Raw genomic sequence first — 18,491 nt, 5'->3', positions numbered from 1 at the left:
TTTGCACAGCGGCCGCCATGGGCCGCCCGAACAAAATCTTGCTCTGCTGCGCCGCAATATGCATAAGCGGTCTGCACGATCCCGATCCGCAATCGCACGCCGTTTCTGGGACGATGGCATGTGCGACGTTGGGCTTAACTGGCTCGAACGCGACGCTTTGGGAGGAGCGATCATGGCCGCCGACACACCTTTGTGGACCCCGACGCAGGAGCGGATCGACGCAGCGCCGATGACCGCGTTCATGAAGGCCGCGGAGGCAAAGACAGCGCGTTCTTTCTCCGGCTATGCCGAACTGCATCGCTGGTCGGTCGACGACCGCGAAGCCTTCTGGGACCTGGTCTGGGATTTCTGCGCGCTTGTCGGCGACAAGGGCGAACGGCGCCTCGTCGACGGCGAGCGGATGCCCGGCGCCTCGTTCTTCCCCGACGCCAGGCTGAATTTCGCCGAGAACCTTTTGCAGAAGACCGGCGCCGGCGAGGCGATCGTCTTTCGCGGCGAGGACAAGGTCGAGCGGCGGCTCTCCTGGAACGAGCTCCACGCGCTGACCTCGCGCCTGCAGCAGCTCTTCCTGTCGCTCGGCGTCAAGGCCGGCGACCGCGTCGCCGCCATGATGCCGAATATGCCCGAGACCATCGCCGCGATGCTGGCGGCAAGCTCGATCGGCGCGGTCTGGTCGTCATGCTCTCCCGATTTCGGCGAGCAGGGCGTGCTCGACCGCTTCGGCCAGATCGAGCCGGTCGTCTTCATCGCGCCGGACGGCTATTGGTACAACGGCAAGGCGATCGAGGTGGCCGACAAGATCCGCGCTGTCGCCGACAAGCTGGCAAGCCTGAGCAAGGTGCTGATCGTCGACTATCTCGGCACCTCGAGCGACGTCGCCGCAACCATCGACAAGGCAGCCGCGCTCGAAGACGCGCTCTCGCCCTTTGCCGCAAAGCCCGTGAGCTTCGAGCGGCTGCCCTTCGCGCATCCGCTCTACATCCTGTTTTCCTCGGGCACGACCGGCATTCCGAAATGCATCGTGCATTCGGCCGGCGGCACGCTGATCCAGCACGTCAAGGAGCACCGGCTGCATGCCGGCCTACTCGACGGCGATCGCCTGTTCTATTTCACCACCTGCGGCTGGATGATGTGGAACTGGCTGGTCTCGGGCCTCGCCTCCGGCGCGACGCTGCTGCTCTATGACGGCTCGCCTTTCTACCCGGACGGCAATGCGCTGTTCGATTTCGCCGATGCCGAGAAGATGACCTATTTCGGCACTTCGGCCAAATTCATCGATTCGGTTCGCAAGGCCGGTCTGAAGCCGATCGCGAGCCACGATCTGTCGAGCGTGCGCACCATCTCCTCCACCGGCTCGCCGCTGTCGCCGGAGGATTTCCGCTTCGTCTATGACGGCATCAAGAAGGACGTGCACCTGGCCTCGATCTCGGGCGGCACCGACATCGTCTCCTGCTTCGTGCTCGGCGTGCCGACCGAGCCGGTCTGGAGCGGGGAGATCCAGGGTCCTGGCCTCGGCCTGGCGGTCGACGTCTGGGACGACGACGGCAAGCCTGTCCGGCAGGAGAAGGGCGAGCTGGTCTGCACCAAGGCCTTCCCGTCGATGCCGATCGGCTTCTGGAACGACCCCGAAGGCATGAAATATCACGCGGCCTATTTCGAGCGTTTCGATAATGTCTGGTGCCATGGCGACTTCGCCGAATGGACGGAACATGGCGGCATGATCATCCACGGCCGCTCCGATGCCACGCTCAATCCGGGCGGGGTCCGGATCGGCACGGCCGAGATCTACAACCAGGTCGAGCAGATGCCGGAAATCCTCGAGGCGCTCTGCATTGGCCAGGATTTCGACAATGATGTCCGTGTCGTGCTGTTCGTGCGGCTCGCCCCCGGCGTGACCCTGGACGAGGATCTGGAAAAGCGCATTCGCGCCAGGATCCGCACCGGCGCCAGCCCGCGCCACGTGCCGGCCAGGATCGTCGCCGTCGCCGACATCCCGCGCACCAAGTCCGGCAAGATCACCGAGCTCGCCGTACGCGACGTGGTCCACGGCCGTGCCGTGAAGAACAAGGAAGCGCTCGCCAATCCCGAGGCGCTGGAGCTGTTCCGCGACCTGCCGCAGCTGGCAAGCTGACCGATGTGGTTAACGAAATCTGTCCGGCGAATTTACCTAGATTTCACGGGTGGTACACATTCGTAAATTTTTTCGCGGCCAGGTAAGGACTTGTTAAGAGACGACGCTGATAGTCGCGTGTAACTTGAGGGAGAAATCCCGTTCCTCGTCCCCTGAGGTTCTGCTCAAGCCGTTGTGACAGCATCCCATTTCTCAAGGCGTCCTCTTGGACGCCTTTTTCTTTGGCCGTCGCTGTCGCGTGCAATGTTATTCGGCGAGCACGCGCGTGGAGGGGAAGCCGACCTCGACTAGGGTTCCTTCGCCTGGCGTCGAGGTGATGGCGAAGCGGGCGCGGTTCGCCTCCACCATGGCCTTGGTGAGGGGCAGGCCGAGGCCGGTGCCGTCGCCGCGTCCGCGCTTCAGCGCATTGATCTGCTTGAACGGTTTCAGCGCCTGCTCGATCTCGGCCTGGGTCATGCCGATGCCGGTGTCGCGCACGCGCATGACGACGTCGCCCGAGGCTTCGTAGGCGGTCGAGACGATCACCTGGCCGCCGGCCTGGGTGTAGCGAATGGCGTTGGACAGGATGTTGAGGGCGATCTGGCGTACGCTTCTCAGATCCGCCACCACTTCCGGCAGCCGCGAGGCGAAGCTGGAGCGGATGATGACCCGTTCGCGATTGGCCTGCGGCTGCATCATCGCCACCGTCTCGGCCAGCGTGTCGTTGAGCGACACCGCCTCGTAATCCATCTCCTGCTGGCCTGCCTCGATCTTGGAGATGTCGAGCAGGTCGTTGACGAGGTCGAGCACATGGTTGCCCGAGCGGTTGATGTCGCGCAGGTAGTCGCGATAGCGGTCGTTGGTGATCGGACCGAATTTCTCGTCTACCATCAGTTCGGAAAAGCCGATGATGGCATTGAGCGGAGTGCGGATCTCGTGGCTGATGCGGGCCAGGAAATCCGTCTTCTGCGAGGAGGCGCGCTCGGCCACTGCGCGTGCCTGCGTCAGGTCTTCCTCGGCCCGCTTCCATTGCGTGATGTCGCGCACGACGGCGCAGAAGCCGCTGTCGTTGGGCAGCCTGCCGATGGTCATGAACAGCGGGATGAAACGCCCCTGCGCCTCGCGGCCGATGACCTCGCGGCCGTCATTCAAGACGCTCGCGACACCCGGCTCCGAAAGCCCGGCCAGATAGTCGCGCGCCGCGCGCTGGCTTTCTATGGCAAACAGCGAGGCAAAGGGCTTGCCCGCGACCTCGTCGCTGTCGAAACCGAACAGCGCTTCCGCCGGCCGGCTGATCGAGCGGATGTTGCCGTCGCGGCCGATCAGCACGACGCCGTCCGTAGCGGTATCGATGATGGTGCGCATCTCCGCAATGCGCGATTTCAGTTCCGGCACGTCCGGCTGCAGCGCCGGCTCGTCATTCGCGGCGGTGAAGTGCGCCGCATCGTCCTCGCCGGAACGCCGCACCACCAGCATCAGCGCCTTGCCGCCGCGCCACGGCACCGAGCGCAGCAGCGCGTCGATCGGGAATTCCAGGCCCTGGCGGGTCCTGAGCTTCAGCGAGTGGTCGCTTTCCTCCGCCGCGGTGTCCTCGGCGTAAGGGTCGGCGAAGAGCGCGCCCAGGCCGCCTGCATCCGCGAGGTCGTCCAGCGCATCATAGCCGGTGAGTTCGAGGAAGGCGTCATTCGCATAATGCAGCATGTCGCCCGAATGGATGAGCAGCGGCACCGGCAGCCTGGCGAGGATGGACGTGTCGGGGGCCTTGACTTCCTCTCCGGTCGAAAACGCGGACGGCACAAAACCGGAAAGTTTAAGCGGCGGCACGTCGAGGCGTCGCCGCGTCGCGGCTGTCGCGTCCAGTTCTTCCGGCTGTTCTTCCGCGGCCTTGGCGGCATCCGCATCGGAGCCTGCCCAGTCCTCATTGTCCTGCGCATCGCGGAAGTCGTCGGCGGTCATGCTGTCGTCGGCCGTCGCATCGGAGGCGGGCTGCCCGGCCGCGACCGGCTGCGCCGCAGGCTCTTCGACGGGCCGCTGCGGCTTCGCGGCAGCAGGTTCGGCGTCCTCCCGGGCGCCCTCTGCTTGCTCGTTCTGGGAAACCGGCGCGACGCCGGCGTCTTCCGTGGGTTTCTCGCCATCGGCAAAGTTGAGCAGCGAGCCGGAAACAGCCGAGGTCTCGGCCAGGCCGGCGTCGTCTACCTCGGCGGCGCCATCGATGCCGTCGAGCCGCGCCAGATCTTCCTGGTCTTCCGCCTCGGTCTCCGCTTCCGCGGCCTTTGCGTCGTCGGCTTCCGAGGTTTCCGGCGCGGACAAGGTCGCGCCCTGGGCGGAATCGTCGTGCTCCGCCGCAACGGGTGGAAGCGGCTGGCTTGCGGCGGCCCTTGTTTCGCTGGCCGCTTCCTTCACCGTTGCCGCGTCCTCGCTGGCAACAGCGGCATCGGGCCGCTTGTCGGCTTCGGGGGCGCGTTCCTCGGCAGGGGCGGAACTGTCCTTGCGCAGCCGCTCGCCGATCTCGCGGAAGGCGCTGCGCTCGAGGATCGACAGGCCCTTGTGATTTGCCGGCGCGTCGCTTCCCGGTTGCTTGTCGTTGGCCGGCTGGCGATGCTCGGCCAGCCTTATCACCTTGTCGGCAAAGCGTCGCTCCGGCTTCGGCACGATGGTCAGCGCCGGCACTTCGCCCCGGAAGGGGTCTTCGGGCCTTGGCTTTTCCAGAGGCGTCTGCTCTGCCGGCTGATCGCCCGACGCGTCGGCCCCGCCGGAGGTGGCCCCGGCAGGAGCGGCATTCGGCACCAGAGCCATGCCAAGCGCTTCCGGATCGACCACGGCGTCGGCGCTGCGCGCGACGCCAAAGCCGCGAAAACCCTCGAAGGCGCGGCTGCGGCCATAGACGGGCAGGGCCGCCAGATCGACGGGGATCTTCAGACCCGTTCCGGCCACCGGCCACAGCACCGAGCGGCCGGACCAGGTATCGCGCCGGTCGAGCAGGCCGGCGATCTCGCCCGAGGCGTCGAGGCCGAAAGTGGCGGCGACATCCTTGAAGCGGCGACCGATCACATCGGCGGCAGGCTGGCCGACGATGTCGGCGAATTCGGGCGACAGCGCGCTGAACCGACCTTCGGCGTCGGTGCGCCAGACGAAGCGCAATGGGGCCGCCGACCGGTCGATGCCGCGCGGCAGGCCCGGCTGGACTGATTTGGTAGTTTCGCGTGCAGCGGCTTCGCCAGCATCTTGGCCTTCAGCTGCGGCGGCACCTTCCGGCTCGTCCTTCGCCGGCGCTGCCGGTTGAGCATGCCCGGCGCCATCGTCGCCGGCATTGAAATACCAATGGTCGTGCTGGCCGGCGCCGGCGGCATCGGCCTGATGGTCTGTCCGGGTAGGCCGCTGGCCGGCCAAGGTCCGGCTCTCCGCGTCGGGCTGTGCGTCGCCGTCGGGAGCCTCTGGCGCCGGCTCGTCCTCTTTGCCAGCCGCCACGGTAGGCACTGGGTTGTCCTGGGCAGGCTGAGACTCGGGCTCGATTGCCGCGCTTTCACCTTGCGGCGGGGCGCTGACCGCCTCTGGCGCCGCAACTCCCTGATCGCCGGTCCGATCGTCTTGGCCGGCGGCCGCCCGATCGTCCTGGCCGCTATCGGAGTCCTCGAGCTGCGCCTCGTCGATCACCACCAGCAGATGCCGCGTATCGGTGAGCCGCGCAAAACCGGCCGGGTAGGCGGTGTCGGTGCCCGGCACGAGGCGTTTGACGATGCGGTCGCCGCTGCTCGCCACATCCGCAACCAGGGCAGCCAACGTCCGCGGCTCGATGCCGAGCGCCGCAAAGCCGTCCGAGGCTGCCTCGACCTCGCCTTTCGCGTCGACAAAGGCAATGAAATGCCCGGCCTCGGTAAAGCCACCGATGGCGCGGCTGGCGATCTCGCCGGCGCTGCGCGAAGTGGTCTGCGCCGCCGGCACCGCCAGCATGATTGCCGCCTCGCCGTCCGGCATCGTCACTGCGCTGGCCAGAAAGCCGACGGCGCGGCTTTCCATGCCGGTGGCCAGCCTCACCGTGACGGCGCGGTCGCTGCCGATGTCGGGAAAACCGCTGGTCGCCATGATCTGCCGGCGGGCGATCAGCGGCAGCCGCGCCGAGGCGCCGATGATGGCCTCGATATCCGGATAGCCGAAGGCCGACGCCCCCGGACCGTTCGCCCAGATTACCTGTTCGAGGTCGACGGCCAAAATGACCAAAGCATCGCCCGCGGCAAAGCGCTGGCGCACCGCGTCGAGCACGGCAACGTCGAGGAAGGAGTAGTTTTCAGGCGGCATGCGCTGGCCAACCCTCCGGAGCGGGCATTTTCAGTTAACGCTTTGTTAATAAAAGCCCGCGGCCCGGAGGTCCACAAGCCTAAGCTTGCATCGGTCGAAATCTCTGGGCTCTTGGTTAACGGCTCTCGTGGCTGACGCAGGGGAAAGATTTTATGGTGCGATGCAGCAAAGATATTGCAATGCACAAAAAAGTCCTTTATATTGCCATCATACATGAACGAGACGGCTTTCTGTCAAAGCCGCTGCCGCGAAAGGTTGGAAAATGTCCAAGACCACTGCCAAATCCGCCGAGACCATCGAAAACGTCGAATTCCCGAGCTTTGATGCTTCCAAGGCCACCGACCAGATCCGCGCCTTCGCCGAGAAGGGCGTCGAGCAGTCGAAGGAAGCCTATGCCAAGCTGAAGACCGGCGCCGAGGAGACCCAGAAGGTTCTGGAGTCGACCTACGAGACCGCCAAGATCGTTTCCAGCGACGTTTCGCTGAAGACCATCGCCGCGCTGCGCGCCAATGCCGAGGCCAGCTTCTCGCACCTCGAAGCCCTGGTCGGCGCGAAGACCCTTTCGGAAGTCGTCGAGCTGCAGACCTCCTTCCTGCGCAAGCGCGTCGAAATGGCCGTTGAGCAGGCCAAGGAGTTCCAGACCGTTGCCACCAAGGCGGTCGAGGACGTCTCCAAGCCGGTCAAGAGCGCCTTCGAGAAGGCGATGAAGGACGTCAAGGCCGCCTGATTTCAGCGCACAACCTTGCGATGCATCAAAACGTCGCATTTCGTCAGACAAATAGTCGTGCGATAGGTTGAGCAATCAGATACCCGGAAATGGAACCTCCTCCCTCCATTCCGGGGTGACCAGCCAGCACCTCCTCCCGCTGGCTCGTAACAGGAAAAGGCCGGCACCTCCTCCCGCCGGCCTTTTCTTTTGCCTTGACGAAAGGCGAATGAGGAAACCAATCGTTTACCTTATCAAGGCCCTTGAATTAGAATCCGATAGCCCGTATTTGACGCATCGCCGAACGACAGAGCGGATCACGGAGAATGAAGCTTTCACCTCGATCCAGCTCAGGCAGGCAGGCCGTTGTAGCTCAGCTGGTTAGAGCGCCGGATTGTGGATCCGGAGGTCGCTGGTTCGATCCCAGCCAACGGTACCATCACTCTCGATGATCTGAACGTGCACCTTGAACCCTTCCATTCCTTCGGCTCCGCGGACCATGGGCAAGCTCTCTTGTCTCTAGGGCGAGATATATTGTCCCATGGACAAGGTGTCTTGCCGGTCGAGGCCGACTCGGCTCGAATGGAGCATGCATCCTTTGCAGGGATGCGGACGTTCATGACGACCAACCGGCTTTGCCGCTAGGGAAAAAAGCAGTATGAGTGAACATGCGATCGAGTTCTTGCGCGGATGGATTGGCGAGAAAGTCCAATGCCAGCATTTGCCGATCAAGATCGACAAGCAGGCCGAGACCCTTGCGAAGGAATGCTGCGCCAAGGCCGCCGAGGCAGGCATTCTGCTGGAGGACATCCAGGAAGAGGTCGGCGACATCCAGGAATTGATCGCGTCGCGCCTCGAGGAAGCCGTTGAAGAGGGCAGCAGCGAAGTCAACCCGGACAAACCGGAATAAACCCCGGCCCGCCACGGGCCGGCGGCGCCGTTTCTCAGCCGAATTTTTCCTCCAGCCATTCCTTCGGCAGCGCCGGCACGAAATTGCCGTCGCGCCCCGTCATATCCGCATTGGCAACCAATGCGTTGAGGATCGCTTCCTCCACGCCTTGCACGACCGCGTCGAAGAACGGGTCGATGTCGACGTCCGGGATGAATTCCGCGCGGGCGATGCGGCCTGAAGGCGCAAGCGCGGCCTCGGCATTGGCGGTCGAGAAGGCGAGAAAAATATCGCCAGAACTGTGATAGCCATAGCCCCCGGTCACGGCAATGCCGAGCGGCACGCGCCGGGCGAGCCGCTTCATCTGATGCGGCAGCAACGGCGCGTCGGTGGCGATGACGGCAATGATGGAACCCTTTTCGGCGCGCGGCGTGCCCTCGCGGATGGCCGGTTGGGCCAATTCCGGGCCGACACGCCGGCCGCGAATGGTGAAATTGTGCCTTTTGCCGAAATTCGCCTGCACGAAGACACCAAGCGTGTAGCGCCGGTCCCGCCATCCGACGATGCGCGAGGCGGTGCCGGATCCGGCCTTGAAGCCGAAGCTTATCATGCCGGTTCCGCCACCGACGCTGCCTTCCTCGATGGCGCCGCCGCTGGCGCTGTCGAGTGCCGTGGTCACATGGTCGACGCTCACATGATGGCCGTTGATGTCGTTGAGGAAGCCGTCATAGGTCTCTGCCGCCACCGGCAGGCCCCAGCCGCTATCGAGCGCAGCCGGCAAGACGCGATGCATCCAGCGCAAGGTGGCATCGCGGGTCACGCCGCAGGAATGCGTGTTGGTGATGGTGACCGGGAAATTGAAGGCGCCGGTTTCCTCGATGATATGCGTTCCGGTCAACTCGCCATTACCGTTCTGGCTGAACACGCCGGCGAACACCGGCGTCGCAAGTTCCCGAACCGGCCTTGGCAGGATCGCGGTCACGCCGGTGCGCACCGGACCGTTTCCGACCTGCAGCGGGCCGTCGCCTGAAATGAGCGTCGTGTAGCCCACCGACACGCCCGGCACGTCGGTGATGGCGTTGAAAAGGCCCGGCGTGCCGTCGAGCGCGATGCCGAACGAGCGCAGGCGCTGCTTGCCCGACGGGGTGCGAAGATGCGGGTCGTGGTTGCTCATTCAGACCTCAGAACAACGAACCCTGATTGCCCGGCTCCTTGGCCTTGGCGGGCGATTTTCCGGCCAGCTTCGGCCGCGCCCCGCCGGAGGTTGCGATGGCCTCGGCAGTGCCGTCCGCGAATTCAAGCTGCAGCGCCGCGCCCGGCGCCAGCTCCGCGACCCCTTTGACGACGGCGCCTTCGGCGTCCTTGACCAGCGCGAAGCCGCGCGCCAGCACGGCCTTGTGAGACAGCGTCGACAAGAGCCGGTCGGCCTGGGTCAGCGCCGCGCGCAGCCGATCGAGACGCCGCGCCAATGCCTGGTCCCGTCTGCGGCCCAGCCCGGTCAGCGTATCGGCCTGCAGCTTCTGCCGCCGGACGATCGGCGCCGGCGACAGGCGCATCGAATTGCGCTGGAAGCGTGCGCGCCGCTCGCGCACGATGGCGAAGAACGCGGCTCGCGCCCGGGCAATATCGCGGCCTGTCAGCGTGCGCGCTTCATTGAGACGCCGCGACAGGGTTGCCGGTGTCAGCCTTTGCCGCTCCAGCGTCGCCCGCTTGCGCTCGATGTTCACCGTCAGCCCTCGGCCGAGGCGGCTGGTCGCATCGTCGAAACGGCGGCGCGGCAGCGCCAGCAACTGGTCGGGCGAGGGGAGCGCGCGCGCCGCGGCGCGCACCGCCTGGCGCTTGCGTTCCAGATGCCGCGAGGCGCAGGCGTTGAGCCGCGCGGCAAGGCTGGCCAGGGTAGCCTCCAGGTCAGCCCTGACCGGCACGGCGATCTCGGCCGCGCCCGTCGGTGTCGGCGCGCGCATGTCGGCGACGAAGTCGATCAGCGTCGTATCGGTCTCGTGCCCGACGGCCGAGATCAGCGGGATGGCGGATGCCGCCACCGCCCGCGCCAGCCCTTCGTCGTTGAAGCCCCAGAGGTCCTCGAGGCTGCCGCCGCCGCGTGCCACGATCAACAGATCGGGTTGGCGGATGGGTCCGTCCCATGTCAGCGCATTGAAGCCGTTGACGGCCGCGGTCACCTCCTTGGCCGTCGTGTCGCCCTGGACCCTCACCGGCCACACCAGCACATGAAGCGGAAACCGGTCCTTGATGCGGTGGATGATGTCGCGGATCACCGAGCCCGTCGGCGAGGTGACGACGCCGATGACCTGAGGCATGAAGGGCAGCCGCCGCTTGCGGCCGGCATCGAACAGGCCCTCGGCCTGCAGCCGGCGCTTGCGCTCTTCGAGCAGCGCCATCAGCGCGCCGGCGCCCGCCGGCTCCAGATTGTCGATGACGATCTGGTAGTTGGATTTGCCGGGGTAGGTGGTCAGCTTGCCGCTGGCGATCACCTCCATGCCTTCCTCTGGGCGGAACTTCAGCCGCGCCATGGTGGTCTTCCAGACAACAGCATCGATCCGCGCGCGGTCGTCCTTCAACGCGAAGTAAGCATGGCCGGACGAATGCGGGCCGCGATAGCCGGAAATCTCGCCACGCACCCGCACATTGCCGAAGGCGTCCTCGACAGTGCGCTTCAGCGCGCCGGAAATCTCGCTCACCGTGTATTCGGTGGCGTTGCTGCGTGATTCGGTTGCTGTTTCACTCATTGCGCGATTGGGGAACGCTTATCGGCCCGCGTCAAGCGCGGCGAAACCGCGCTAATATCATAACGCGATCTTAAGCCCGATTTGCTTTGACAGGCCCAGAAGAGCGGCCGGGGACCTGATGAGCGCACGCCAAAACAGCAGCCCGTTGACCCGTCAGGTCACGCTGACCGTGCTGACGCTCGCCACTTTCGCTTTAGCCATTGTCGTGGGCTTCGGCTTCTACGCGGCCAGCCAGGCCGATGATGCCTCGCTCGTACGACAAAAGATGTTCATCGCCGATGGTTTGAAGGACCAGATTGCGTCTGTTCAGCGGGAGCAGGAAAGCGTTTCGGTCTGGGATGACGCGATCATCAATGTGAGGGCAGGCAACCAGACCTGGATCGAAGAGAATCTCAGTGTCTGGATGTACACCTATTATGGTCACAACCGGGTCTATATTCTCGACGCCGCCAATCATGCGATCCACGCCATGCGCGAGGGCAAGGTGGTCGACGCTTCCGCCTATGGCGAGGACCAGCCCACGCTTCTTCCAATCATCGAAAAACTGCGTCGCATGCTGGCTGGGCCGCCGCAGACCGATGCGTACGGCCAGCCTCCGAAGATGGTGGCCGAGGATCTGGTGTCCCTCGATGGCGCGCCAGCGATCGTCAGCGTCGCGCCGCTCCTGCCGAGCTCGGACAGGATCAGCCAGGCGCAAGGCGCCGAATATCTGCATGTGTCGGTCGAATTCATCAATAACGCGGTGATCGGCAAGATCGCCGGAAAGTACCTGCTTGATGGCGCGCGGCTGGTGCCTTTGTCACAGCCGGCTGGCCCAGCCGCCGTGCCGCTGGTTGATTCGCGCGGCGTCATCCTCGGCTATATCGGCTGGGACCAGCTACGGCCCGGCCTTGCTCTGGTGCGCGAGATCGCTCCTGCCTTGGCGATCGCGCTGCTGTTGGCGGGCGGCATGCTGGTATTCCTGTTGAGCAGGTTGCGTCGGGCCTCGACGGCGCTGCAGACCAGCCAGGACCAGGCGCAATATCTTGCCTTCCACGACACGCTCACCGGCCTCCCCAACCGGGCGCTGTTCGAGGACCGTTTGCGGCGCACGCTGCTGTTCGCCAGCAGGGACAAGACACGCGTCGCGCTGCTTTACCTCGACCTCGACCGCTTCAAGCATATCAACGACACGCTCGGCCATCCGGCCGGTGACGAGCTCGTGCGCCAGACGGCGGCGCGGCTCAAGCATACGATCCGCGAAGTCGATACCGTCGCGCGGCTCGGCGGTGACGAATTCGCCGTCATCCTGCTTGACGTTCCCGACGTCGGAAGCGCCGAGGACATCGCCGAAAGGCTGCTCTTGAAGCTGCGTGAGCCGTTCCGGCTGATCGACGACCAGGTCTTCGTCAGCGCGAGCGTCGGCATCGCGCTGTCGTCTGGATCGGACATCGACGCGGACGAGCTGTTGCGCAAGGCCGACATCGCGCTTTACGAGGCCAAGAAGAACGGTCGTGGCCGTTACGAGCTGTTTGCCGGCGACATGGACGATCTCTTGTTGCGCAAGCGCAAGGTCGAATCGGAACTCCGCAAGGCGCTTGAGGGCGAAGGTGGCATCAAGCTCGCCTATCAGCCGGTTTTCGCGGCCGACGGCCGCGCGATACTGGGGGCTGAAGCGCTGATCCGCTGGGGCCATGAAGTGCACGGCGCTTTGCCGGCGGCGCAATTCATCGCCATCGCCGAAGAGCGCGGCCTCATCGGCGATTTGGGCAAATGGGCGCTGGGCGAAGCCTGCCGCTTTGCCGCCGGGACCGAATTGCCCTGGATCGCGGTCAACATCTCGCCGATGCAGCTGCGTGACATCGGCTTTGCCGGGCAGGTCGCCGATATCCTGAGCGAAACCGGGCTCGATCCCTGTCGCCTGCAGCTTGAGACCACCGAAAGCGTGCTGCTCGAGCACAATGATACGATCGGCACGGTGATTGCCGCGCTGCGCCAATCCGGCATCTGCATCGTGCTCGACGATTTCGGCACCGGCTATTCCTCGCTGAGCTATCTTCGCCGCCAGGCGATCGACAAGTTGAAGATCGACCGCTCCTTCGTGCATCTGCTCGACGAGGACGAAAGCGCGCGCGCAATCGTCAAGACACTGATCGAGCTGGCGCAGGCGCTCAAGGTCGAGGTAACCGCGGAAGGCGTTGAGACCGATGCACAAAAGGCCTTGCTGGTCGGCATGGGCTGCCGCCAGTTGCAGGGCTATCTGCTGTCGCCACCGCTGGAGCCCGGCCAATTGCTTGCGCTGCCGGGTGTTTCACCTGCCGACCGGGAACGTTCCGCCGCTCGCGCCTGACTCTACCAGCCAGGCATGATCTGGTTCGCCTTGACCCGCTTCATCTTGGCGAAGGCGAGGGCGGCGAAGTCGAAGCTTCCCGCCTCCTCGCCGAGCGGCACGGAAATGTTGTCGAGGCTTTCGGCGATGTGGCGGGCCAAAGCGTCGACGATCTCCGGCTGCGAGGTCTGGCCGCGCATGATGCCGATGCGGCAGTCCGGCAACTGGCCGAAGCCGTCGGCCTCGCCGAGCACGCGCATGCCTGGCCGCAGCGCGCATTCCGGCAGCACCGAGACCGCCAGGCCGGAAAGCACGGCCGCGGTGATCACCGTGGCCGAGAAGCTGGAGAACAGCACGCGGTACTCGCGGTTCTGCCGGTCGAGCACGTCGACCGCCGCGCGCCGCCAGATGCAGTTCGGCCGGCCGAACGCCATCGGCAGGGTTTCCTGTTCGTGAGTGGCATGGTTGGCGGACGTCACCCACAAAAGCGGCTCGCGCCGTACCACTTCCGATTGGCCGCGCGTATCGTTATGCGTCACCAGCGCCAGGTCGAGATTGCCGCGCTTGATGTGCTCGACCAGCCCCGGCGTCGGCTCGCAGACGACCGTCAGTTCGACGCGCGGGTTGGAGCGCGAGAAACGCGCCATGATCTCGGGCAGGAAGCGGTCGGCATAATCGTCCGGCGTGCCGATGCGGATCGTGCCTTCCAGCCGCTGGTCGTCGAAGGCGGCCAAAGTCTCGCGGTTGAGATGGATCAGCCGCCGCGCGTAGGCAAGCAGCCTTTCGCCCTCCTCGGTCAGCTTGTTGGTGCGGCCGTCCTTTTCGAACAACGGCTTGCCGATCCGCTCCTCCAGCCGCCGCATCTGCATCGACACTGCCGACTGTGTCCGGTGCACCTCCTCGGCCGCGCGGGTGAAGCTGCCGGTGTCGGCGATCGAGATGAAGGTTTGCAACTGATCGAGGTCGAGCGGCGCTTTCATCGGTCCAACCTATCATTGATGTTGATGCTAGAGATTAAAAACATTCGTTGGATTAATCAATCGCGCGATGGCAAATTGGCATCGTTCACATGAAAGCAGTGCATGTCGCCCAGAAGTCGGTTCCCGGTTCAGGGACGACGACATGCATCACGTCAATGAATGGAGACTGGAACGGCGCTTCTCCCAAGGCGCCGTTTGCCCGGTTTCGTCCGCTCGACTCCTGAAGGAGAGACTGACATGACCACGATTGAACTCGCTTCCGAGACCCCGCGCATCACCACGCGTCCGGCCGTTGCGACGCGCGTGCTCAATGCTCTCGCCAACGCCTATGTCGCCTGGAAAAACCGCCGCGCCTTCTATCGCCTGGGCGACATGTCGGACGCCGAGCTTGCCGATATCGGCCTGACCCGCGCCGACCTTCATGTCGCCGTCGCCGTGCCCTTCGGCCGCGATCCGACAGTGAAGCTGCGCGCCATCGCCAGCGAGCGCGCCGACACGATCGAGGATCTTGCTCGTCAGGTAGCCTGAACGGCCGCATCGCCTGGATTTCCGGTCGCGTTGAACCTTTTCACGGCCACGCGCGACCAAAGCTCCATGCAGGCTCCCACACTCCCTGCCGGTTCCCCGCCGGCCAGCCTGCACACTGCCCGGTTCTCCTCCAGGACCGGGCATCTTTCTTTTTGGCTAGAACTGGTCGATGAATTCAGCCAGCCGTGCACCGGCGAAGACCAGAATGCCGAAACTCAGAAAGCACAGAGCTAATATCCCATAGCCGGCGCGATTGCTTTCATCGACGCTCTTCCATTGCGATGGCAATGGTTTGCCATGCTTCAAGGCGTCGCGGATATCGCTGTACCCGGGGGCATTCCGTGGATTGACGAGGTCGTAACGAAAAAGGGCAAAGGCAGCGCCTATCGTTGTCGCCGCCATTAGGCCTTCAACGATCACTTCGCCCAGGGTCATTTGGATACCCACCGCATTGTGCGACCTACCGCCGGTCCATGTCGCGCTTGAACTGGTCGAAGATCGTCCCGACGCTCTTCTCATATTCGTCGCGCTGCTGGGCACCGGTCTCGAACATCTTGCCGAAGATATCGTCGAACGGGTTTCGCGGCCGGCCGCTCGGATTGGTTTGCGGCTGTTGCGGCGCGCTCTGCTGCGGCTGCGGCGCCGGTTGTCCCCCAGGCATGCCGAAACCGCCGCCGCCCTGGCGCAGCATCTCCTCGAAGATCTTGCCGAGCGGGTTATCGCCATAGGGGCTTTGCGTCTGCTGTGGTTGAGTCTGCTGCGGCTGCTGCGTCGCGCCGCCGCCGAACATGTCCTGCAGCACCTTGCCGAGCGGGTTCTCGCCATAGGGCGCCGGCTGCGGCGCCGGCGCGAGGCCGCCTTGGCGCATCATCTGCTCGATGATCTCGCCGAGCGGATTGCCGCTGCCGCCGAAGCCGGCGGCCTGCATCTGCCCCCCACTCAATTGATTGTTGGTCTGCTTGAACAGCCCGCCCATCATCATCGAAGCCATGGCCGGCAGCATCTGCTGCAGCACCTGCTGGCTCAAGCCCGTCGCCTGCGCGGCTTGGGCTGCCACGGCACGCGACAAATCCTTCGAGCCGAACAGATGGCCGAGAATGCCGTTGCCCTCATCGATGCCTTGCGGCGAAAAGGCCCTGGTAGCATCCTCGAAGTACTTGGCGTGCTGGCCGCTCGCCATCGCCGTCATGAACGCACCCATCCCGTAAGGGTCGGCGGTGTTGCGCTGCAGCCCTTGCGAGAATGCCGGCAGCAGCGCCTGCACCGCGGCCTGCGTCTGCTGCATCGAAAGCCCGTATTGCTGTGCCAGCGCCTGCATGCCGGCGCCGTTCTGGGCCTGGGTGAAAATATCGAACAGGGAAGGCATTTGGGTTCTCCTCCGAGAACATGCTCGTGAGGAGCCTAGTTCGTTTCCATCACCGATTGAAGCGGCTTTCGGTGGCCAACTCCTCGGCGCATGCCGGACGGTTAATACGCATATTCCATGAACACCGGCTCGATCGAGCCGCCCCAGCGCGTGTGGTAGGCCGACAGCATCTCCTCGGCGCTGGTGGTGCCGCGCGCGACCACTTCGTCGAGCGTGTTGAGGAACGACGTCTCGTCATAGCCGTCGCGGTTCTTCTTGGCCCGGTTCTTCAGGCCCATGCGCGAGATGGCGAGCACGTCGCGGGTGACGTCGCGCAAGGTGGCGTTGCGGAACGGCGCGGCAATGCCTTGCTCCGGCACGGCGTTGCGCATCGCCAGCGCTTCTTCATAGGTCCAGCTCGAAGTCAGCGCTTCGGCGGCGTCAAGCGCCTGCTCGTCGTAAAGCAGCCCGACCCAGAAAGCGGGCAGGGCGCAGATGCGCCGCCACGGTCCACCGTCGGCGCCGCGCATTTCGAGGAAACGCTTCAGGCGCACGTCGGGGAACAGGGTCGAGAGATGATTTGCCCAGTCGCCCATCGTCGGCAGGCCGTCAGGGAGTTCATTGCGGGCGGCGCCCGCCATGAACTGTCGGAACGTATAGCGCGTCATGTCGTGATAGTGGCCGTCGCGGATGACGAAATACATCGGCACGTCGAGTGCCCATTCGACATAGTCGGCGAAGCCGAAATCGGGCGAGAAGCAGAATTCGAGCATGCCGGAGCGCTGGTTGTCGGTGTCGCGCCAGATGTCGCCGCGCCAGCTCTGCAGGCCGTTCGGCCTGCTCTCGGTGAACGGCGAGTTGGCAAACAGCGCCGTCGACAGCGGCTGCAGCTTCAGCGACACCTGCATCTTGCGGCGCATGTCGGCTTCGCTCTCGAAGTCGAGATTCACCTGGATCGTGCAGGTGCGGTACATCATGTCGAGGCCCTTGGTGCCGACCTTCGGCATGTAGCGCGTCATGATCTCGTAGCGCGACTTCGGCATTTTCGGCGTATCGGCCAGCGACCATTTCGGGCTGCCGCCGAGGCCGAGGAAGCGGATGCCGAGCGGCTCGGCGATCTCGCGCACCTGCGCCAGATGCGCATTGCCCTCGCGGCAGGTCTGGTGGATCGATTCCAACGGCGCACCGGAAAGCTCGAACTGGCCGCCGGGCTCCAGCGAGATCGCGCCCTGGCCAGTCGGCTCGACCAGGCCGATGATGCGGCCGGCATCCATGATCGGATCCCAGCCGAGTTTTTCGCGCATTCCCTCGAGGATGGCGCGGATGCCGCGCTCGCCGCCATAAGGCACCGGCGCGTTGCCGTCGACATAGAAGGGGAACTTCTCATGCTCGGTGCCGATGCGCCATTTATCGCGCGGCTTGTTGCCGTCGGCCAGATAGCCGACAAGTTCGTCGACGCCTTCGATGAGCTGGGTATCGGTTGTGTCGCGCGCCATTAGAAAGCCCTCCGCAGCCATCAACTGGCCGCCGGGCGCTAGATGGACGAAATGTCAGTAGCCGATCAAGCGAAAAATCCTGAGCCACAGCTCAACTGGATTTGATCTGCATGGCTTACCTTCCCTTCTCCCCCTTGTGGGAGAAGGTGGATCGGCGCGTAGCGCCGAGACGGATGAGGGGTGTTCCAGCGGAGTGAGAGGCGGGTGTCTTCTGGAACACCCCTCATCAGTCGCCTTCGGCGACACCTTGCATAAGGGAAGAATGAAAAATCCTACCAGTCGCCGATCGTCGCCTGGATCACAGCCAATGCCGCCACTGCCGCGGTGTCGGCGCGCAGGATGCGCGGCCCGAGCGGGATGGCGGTGACGAAAGGCAGGGCCCTCAGCATCTTGCGCTCGTCCTCGGAAAATCCGCCCTCAGGTCCGACCAGAAGCGCAAGTTTCTTCTCGTTTACCGCCTGCAGGGCCGGCAGCGGATTATTGGTCGACGCATCCTCGTCGCAGAAGATCAGCCGTCGCTCCTTGTCCCAATTGGCAAGCAGCCGTTCCAGCTTCTCCGCTTCGCGCACCTCAGGCACTGCCAGGATGCCACATTGCTCGGCCGCCTCGACGACATTGGCGCGCAGCCGTTCGATGCCGGGCTTCGCCATCTGCGTGTGCTGGGTGATGACAGGCTGCAGGATGCCTGCGCCCATCTCGACCGCTTTTTGCACAAGGTAATCGAGCCGGCCCTGCTTCAGGGGCGCGAAGCAATAGACGAGGTCCGGCAGCGGCGGCTGCGGCCGCTGCAGTTCCAGCACCTTCAGCCGGACCCCCTTCTTGGACTTCGCGGTGACCGACGCCGACCATTCGCCGTCGCGGCCGTTGAAAAGCAGCACCTCGGCGCCTTCGCCGAGCCGCAGCACATGGGCGAGATAATGGCTCTGCTGCTGTCCGGCGTCGAATTCGAGGCCGGGTCCGAGATCGTCGGGCACGAACAGCCGCTGCATTTTGTAGTTGGCGCGCATGGCCCAAGCAGGTTCCGCAAAAGTGTCTCGCGGTTTTGCGATCAGAACCTTCGAAAAACAAGGGAATCTAAGCAGATAT

General features: G+C 64.5%; 13 protein-coding genes and 1 tRNA gene. 6 read left to right on the top strand and 8 right to left on the bottom strand.

What is annotated here, in order from left to right:
• Nucleotides 1-172 precede the first annotated feature (172 nt).
• On the top strand, nt 173-2,131 hold the full coding sequence (locus LB535_RS14300; RefSeq protein WP_224632651.1) for an acetoacetate--CoA ligase: 1,959 nt from the start codon (nt 173-175) through the stop codon (nt 2,129-2,131).
• A gap of 246 nt (nt 2,132-2,377) precedes the next feature.
• Here LB535_RS14300 and LB535_RS14295 read toward each other — a convergent pair whose 3' ends face one another.
• Complete coding sequence (locus tag LB535_RS14295) at nt 2,378-6,406, bottom strand: PAS domain S-box protein (RefSeq protein WP_224632650.1); 4,029 nt, start codon at nt 6,404-6,406, stop codon at nt 2,378-2,380.
• 262 nt (nt 6,407-6,668) lie between these two features.
• Between LB535_RS14295 and LB535_RS14290 the strand changes: the two genes are divergently transcribed.
• The 3 genes from LB535_RS14290 to LB535_RS14280 all read left to right on the top strand — a co-directional run bounded on the left by LB535_RS14290 (nt 6,669) and on the right by LB535_RS14280 (nt 8,022).
• On the top strand, nt 6,669-7,133 hold the full coding sequence (locus LB535_RS14290; RefSeq protein WP_224632649.1) for a phasin: 465 nt from the start codon (nt 6,669-6,671) through the stop codon (nt 7,131-7,133).
• Nucleotides 7,134-7,474: 341 nt separating this feature from the next.
• Nucleotides 7,475-7,551: transfer RNA gene (locus LB535_RS14285), tRNA-His, on the top strand.
• 219 nt (nt 7,552-7,770) lie between these two features.
• Nucleotides 7,771-8,022, top strand: a complete 252-nt coding sequence (locus LB535_RS14280) for a DUF768 domain-containing protein (RefSeq protein ID WP_095769952.1) — start codon at nt 7,771-7,773, stop codon at nt 8,020-8,022.
• Nucleotides 8,023-8,056: 34 nt separating this feature from the next.
• Here the strand turns inward: LB535_RS14280 and LB535_RS14275 are convergent, their stop codons facing one another.
• The gene (locus LB535_RS14275; protein ID WP_224632648.1) at nt 8,057-9,175 is read right to left on the bottom strand and encodes a P1 family peptidase; all 1,119 of its coding nucleotides are present in this window, start codon (nt 9,173-9,175) and stop codon (nt 8,057-8,059) included.
• A gap of 7 nt (nt 9,176-9,182) precedes the next feature.
• Entirely contained in the window at nt 9,183-10,748 is a 1,566-nt protein-coding gene (xseA, locus tag LB535_RS14270; RefSeq protein ID WP_224632647.1) for an exodeoxyribonuclease VII large subunit, read from the bottom strand.
• Between the two features lie 118 nt (nt 10,749-10,866).
• Between xseA and LB535_RS14265 the strand changes: the two genes are divergently transcribed.
• The gene (locus tag LB535_RS14265) at nt 10,867-13,077 is read left to right on the top strand and encodes an EAL domain-containing protein (RefSeq protein ID WP_224632646.1); all 2,211 of its coding nucleotides are present in this window, start codon (nt 10,867-10,869) and stop codon (nt 13,075-13,077) included.
• Between the two features lie 2 nt (nt 13,078-13,079).
• On the opposite strand, the gene LB535_RS14260 is transcribed toward LB535_RS14265, so the two are convergent.
• The gene (locus LB535_RS14260; protein WP_140839452.1) at nt 13,080-14,036 is read right to left on the bottom strand and encodes a LysR substrate-binding domain-containing protein; all 957 of its coding nucleotides are present in this window, start codon (nt 14,034-14,036) and stop codon (nt 13,080-13,082) included.
• 237 nt (nt 14,037-14,273) lie between these two features.
• On the opposite strand from LB535_RS14260, the gene LB535_RS14255 reads away from it, so the two are divergent.
• Entirely contained in the window at nt 14,274-14,564 is a 291-nt protein-coding gene (locus LB535_RS14255; RefSeq protein ID WP_224632645.1) for a DUF1127 domain-containing protein, read from the top strand.
• Nucleotides 14,565-14,720: 156 nt separating this feature from the next.
• Here LB535_RS14255 and LB535_RS14250 read toward each other — a convergent pair whose 3' ends face one another.
• From LB535_RS14250 to LB535_RS14235, 4 genes are all read right to left on the bottom strand, one after another.
• A complete protein-coding gene (locus LB535_RS14250) occupies nt 14,721-14,999 on the bottom strand; it encodes a hypothetical protein (protein ID WP_224632644.1) in 279 nt (92 codons plus the stop codon).
• Nucleotides 15,000-15,024: 25 nt separating this feature from the next.
• Nucleotides 15,025-15,930, bottom strand: coding sequence for a DUF937 domain-containing protein (locus LB535_RS14245; RefSeq protein WP_224632643.1), 906 nt, complete (start codon nt 15,928-15,930; stop codon nt 15,025-15,027).
• A gap of 101 nt (nt 15,931-16,031) precedes the next feature.
• Nucleotides 16,032-17,405, bottom strand: coding sequence for a glutamate--cysteine ligase (locus LB535_RS14240; RefSeq protein WP_224632642.1), 1,374 nt, complete (start codon nt 17,403-17,405; stop codon nt 16,032-16,034).
• Between the two features lie 272 nt (nt 17,406-17,677).
• The gene (locus LB535_RS14235) at nt 17,678-18,412 is read right to left on the bottom strand and encodes a 16S rRNA (uracil(1498)-N(3))-methyltransferase (RefSeq protein WP_224632641.1); all 735 of its coding nucleotides are present in this window, start codon (nt 18,410-18,412) and stop codon (nt 17,678-17,680) included.
• Nucleotides 18,413-18,491: the final 79 nt, after the last annotated feature.

Source organism: Mesorhizobium sp. CA10 (genome assembly GCF_020165285.1).
Classification (GTDB): domain Bacteria; phylum Pseudomonadota; class Alphaproteobacteria; order Rhizobiales; family Rhizobiaceae; genus Mesorhizobium.
The sequence above is the reverse complement of the archived record's forward strand: the minus strand, read 5'-3'. Positions and strand labels throughout refer to the sequence as shown.

Bases quoted from the DNA above. Each gene is read 5' to 3' on its own strand.
- LB535_RS14300 (WP_224632651.1), top strand. From the start codon at position 173: ATGGCCGCCGACACACCTTTGTGGACCCCGACGCAGGAGCGGATCGAC.
- LB535_RS14295 (WP_224632650.1), bottom strand. From the start codon at position 6,406: ATGCCGCCTGAAAACTACTCCTTCCTCGACGTTGCCGTGCTCGACGCG.
- LB535_RS14290 (WP_224632649.1), top strand. From the start codon at position 6,669: ATGTCCAAGACCACTGCCAAATCCGCCGAGACCATCGAAAACGTCGAA.
- LB535_RS14280 (WP_095769952.1), top strand. From the start codon at position 7,771: ATGAGTGAACATGCGATCGAGTTCTTGCGCGGATGGATTGGCGAGAAA.
- LB535_RS14275 (WP_224632648.1), bottom strand. From the start codon at position 9,175: ATGAGCAACCACGACCCGCATCTTCGCACCCCGTCGGGCAAGCAGCGC.
- xseA (WP_224632647.1), bottom strand. From the start codon at position 10,748: ATGAGTGAAACAGCAACCGAATCACGCAGCAACGCCACCGAATACACG.
- LB535_RS14265 (WP_224632646.1), top strand. From the start codon at position 10,867: ATGAGCGCACGCCAAAACAGCAGCCCGTTGACCCGTCAGGTCACGCTG.
- LB535_RS14260 (WP_140839452.1), bottom strand. From the start codon at position 14,036: ATGAAAGCGCCGCTCGACCTCGATCAGTTGCAAACCTTCATCTCGATC.
- LB535_RS14255 (WP_224632645.1), top strand. From the start codon at position 14,274: ATGACCACGATTGAACTCGCTTCCGAGACCCCGCGCATCACCACGCGT.
- LB535_RS14250 (WP_224632644.1), bottom strand. From the start codon at position 14,999: ATGACCCTGGGCGAAGTGATCGTTGAAGGCCTAATGGCGGCGACAACG.
- LB535_RS14245 (WP_224632643.1), bottom strand. From the start codon at position 15,930: ATGCCTTCCCTGTTCGATATTTTCACCCAGGCCCAGAACGGCGCCGGC.
- LB535_RS14240 (WP_224632642.1), bottom strand. From the start codon at position 17,405: ATGGCGCGCGACACAACCGATACCCAGCTCATCGAAGGCGTCGACGAA.
- LB535_RS14235 (WP_224632641.1), bottom strand. From the start codon at position 18,412: ATGCGCGCCAACTACAAAATGCAGCGGCTGTTCGTGCCCGACGATCTC.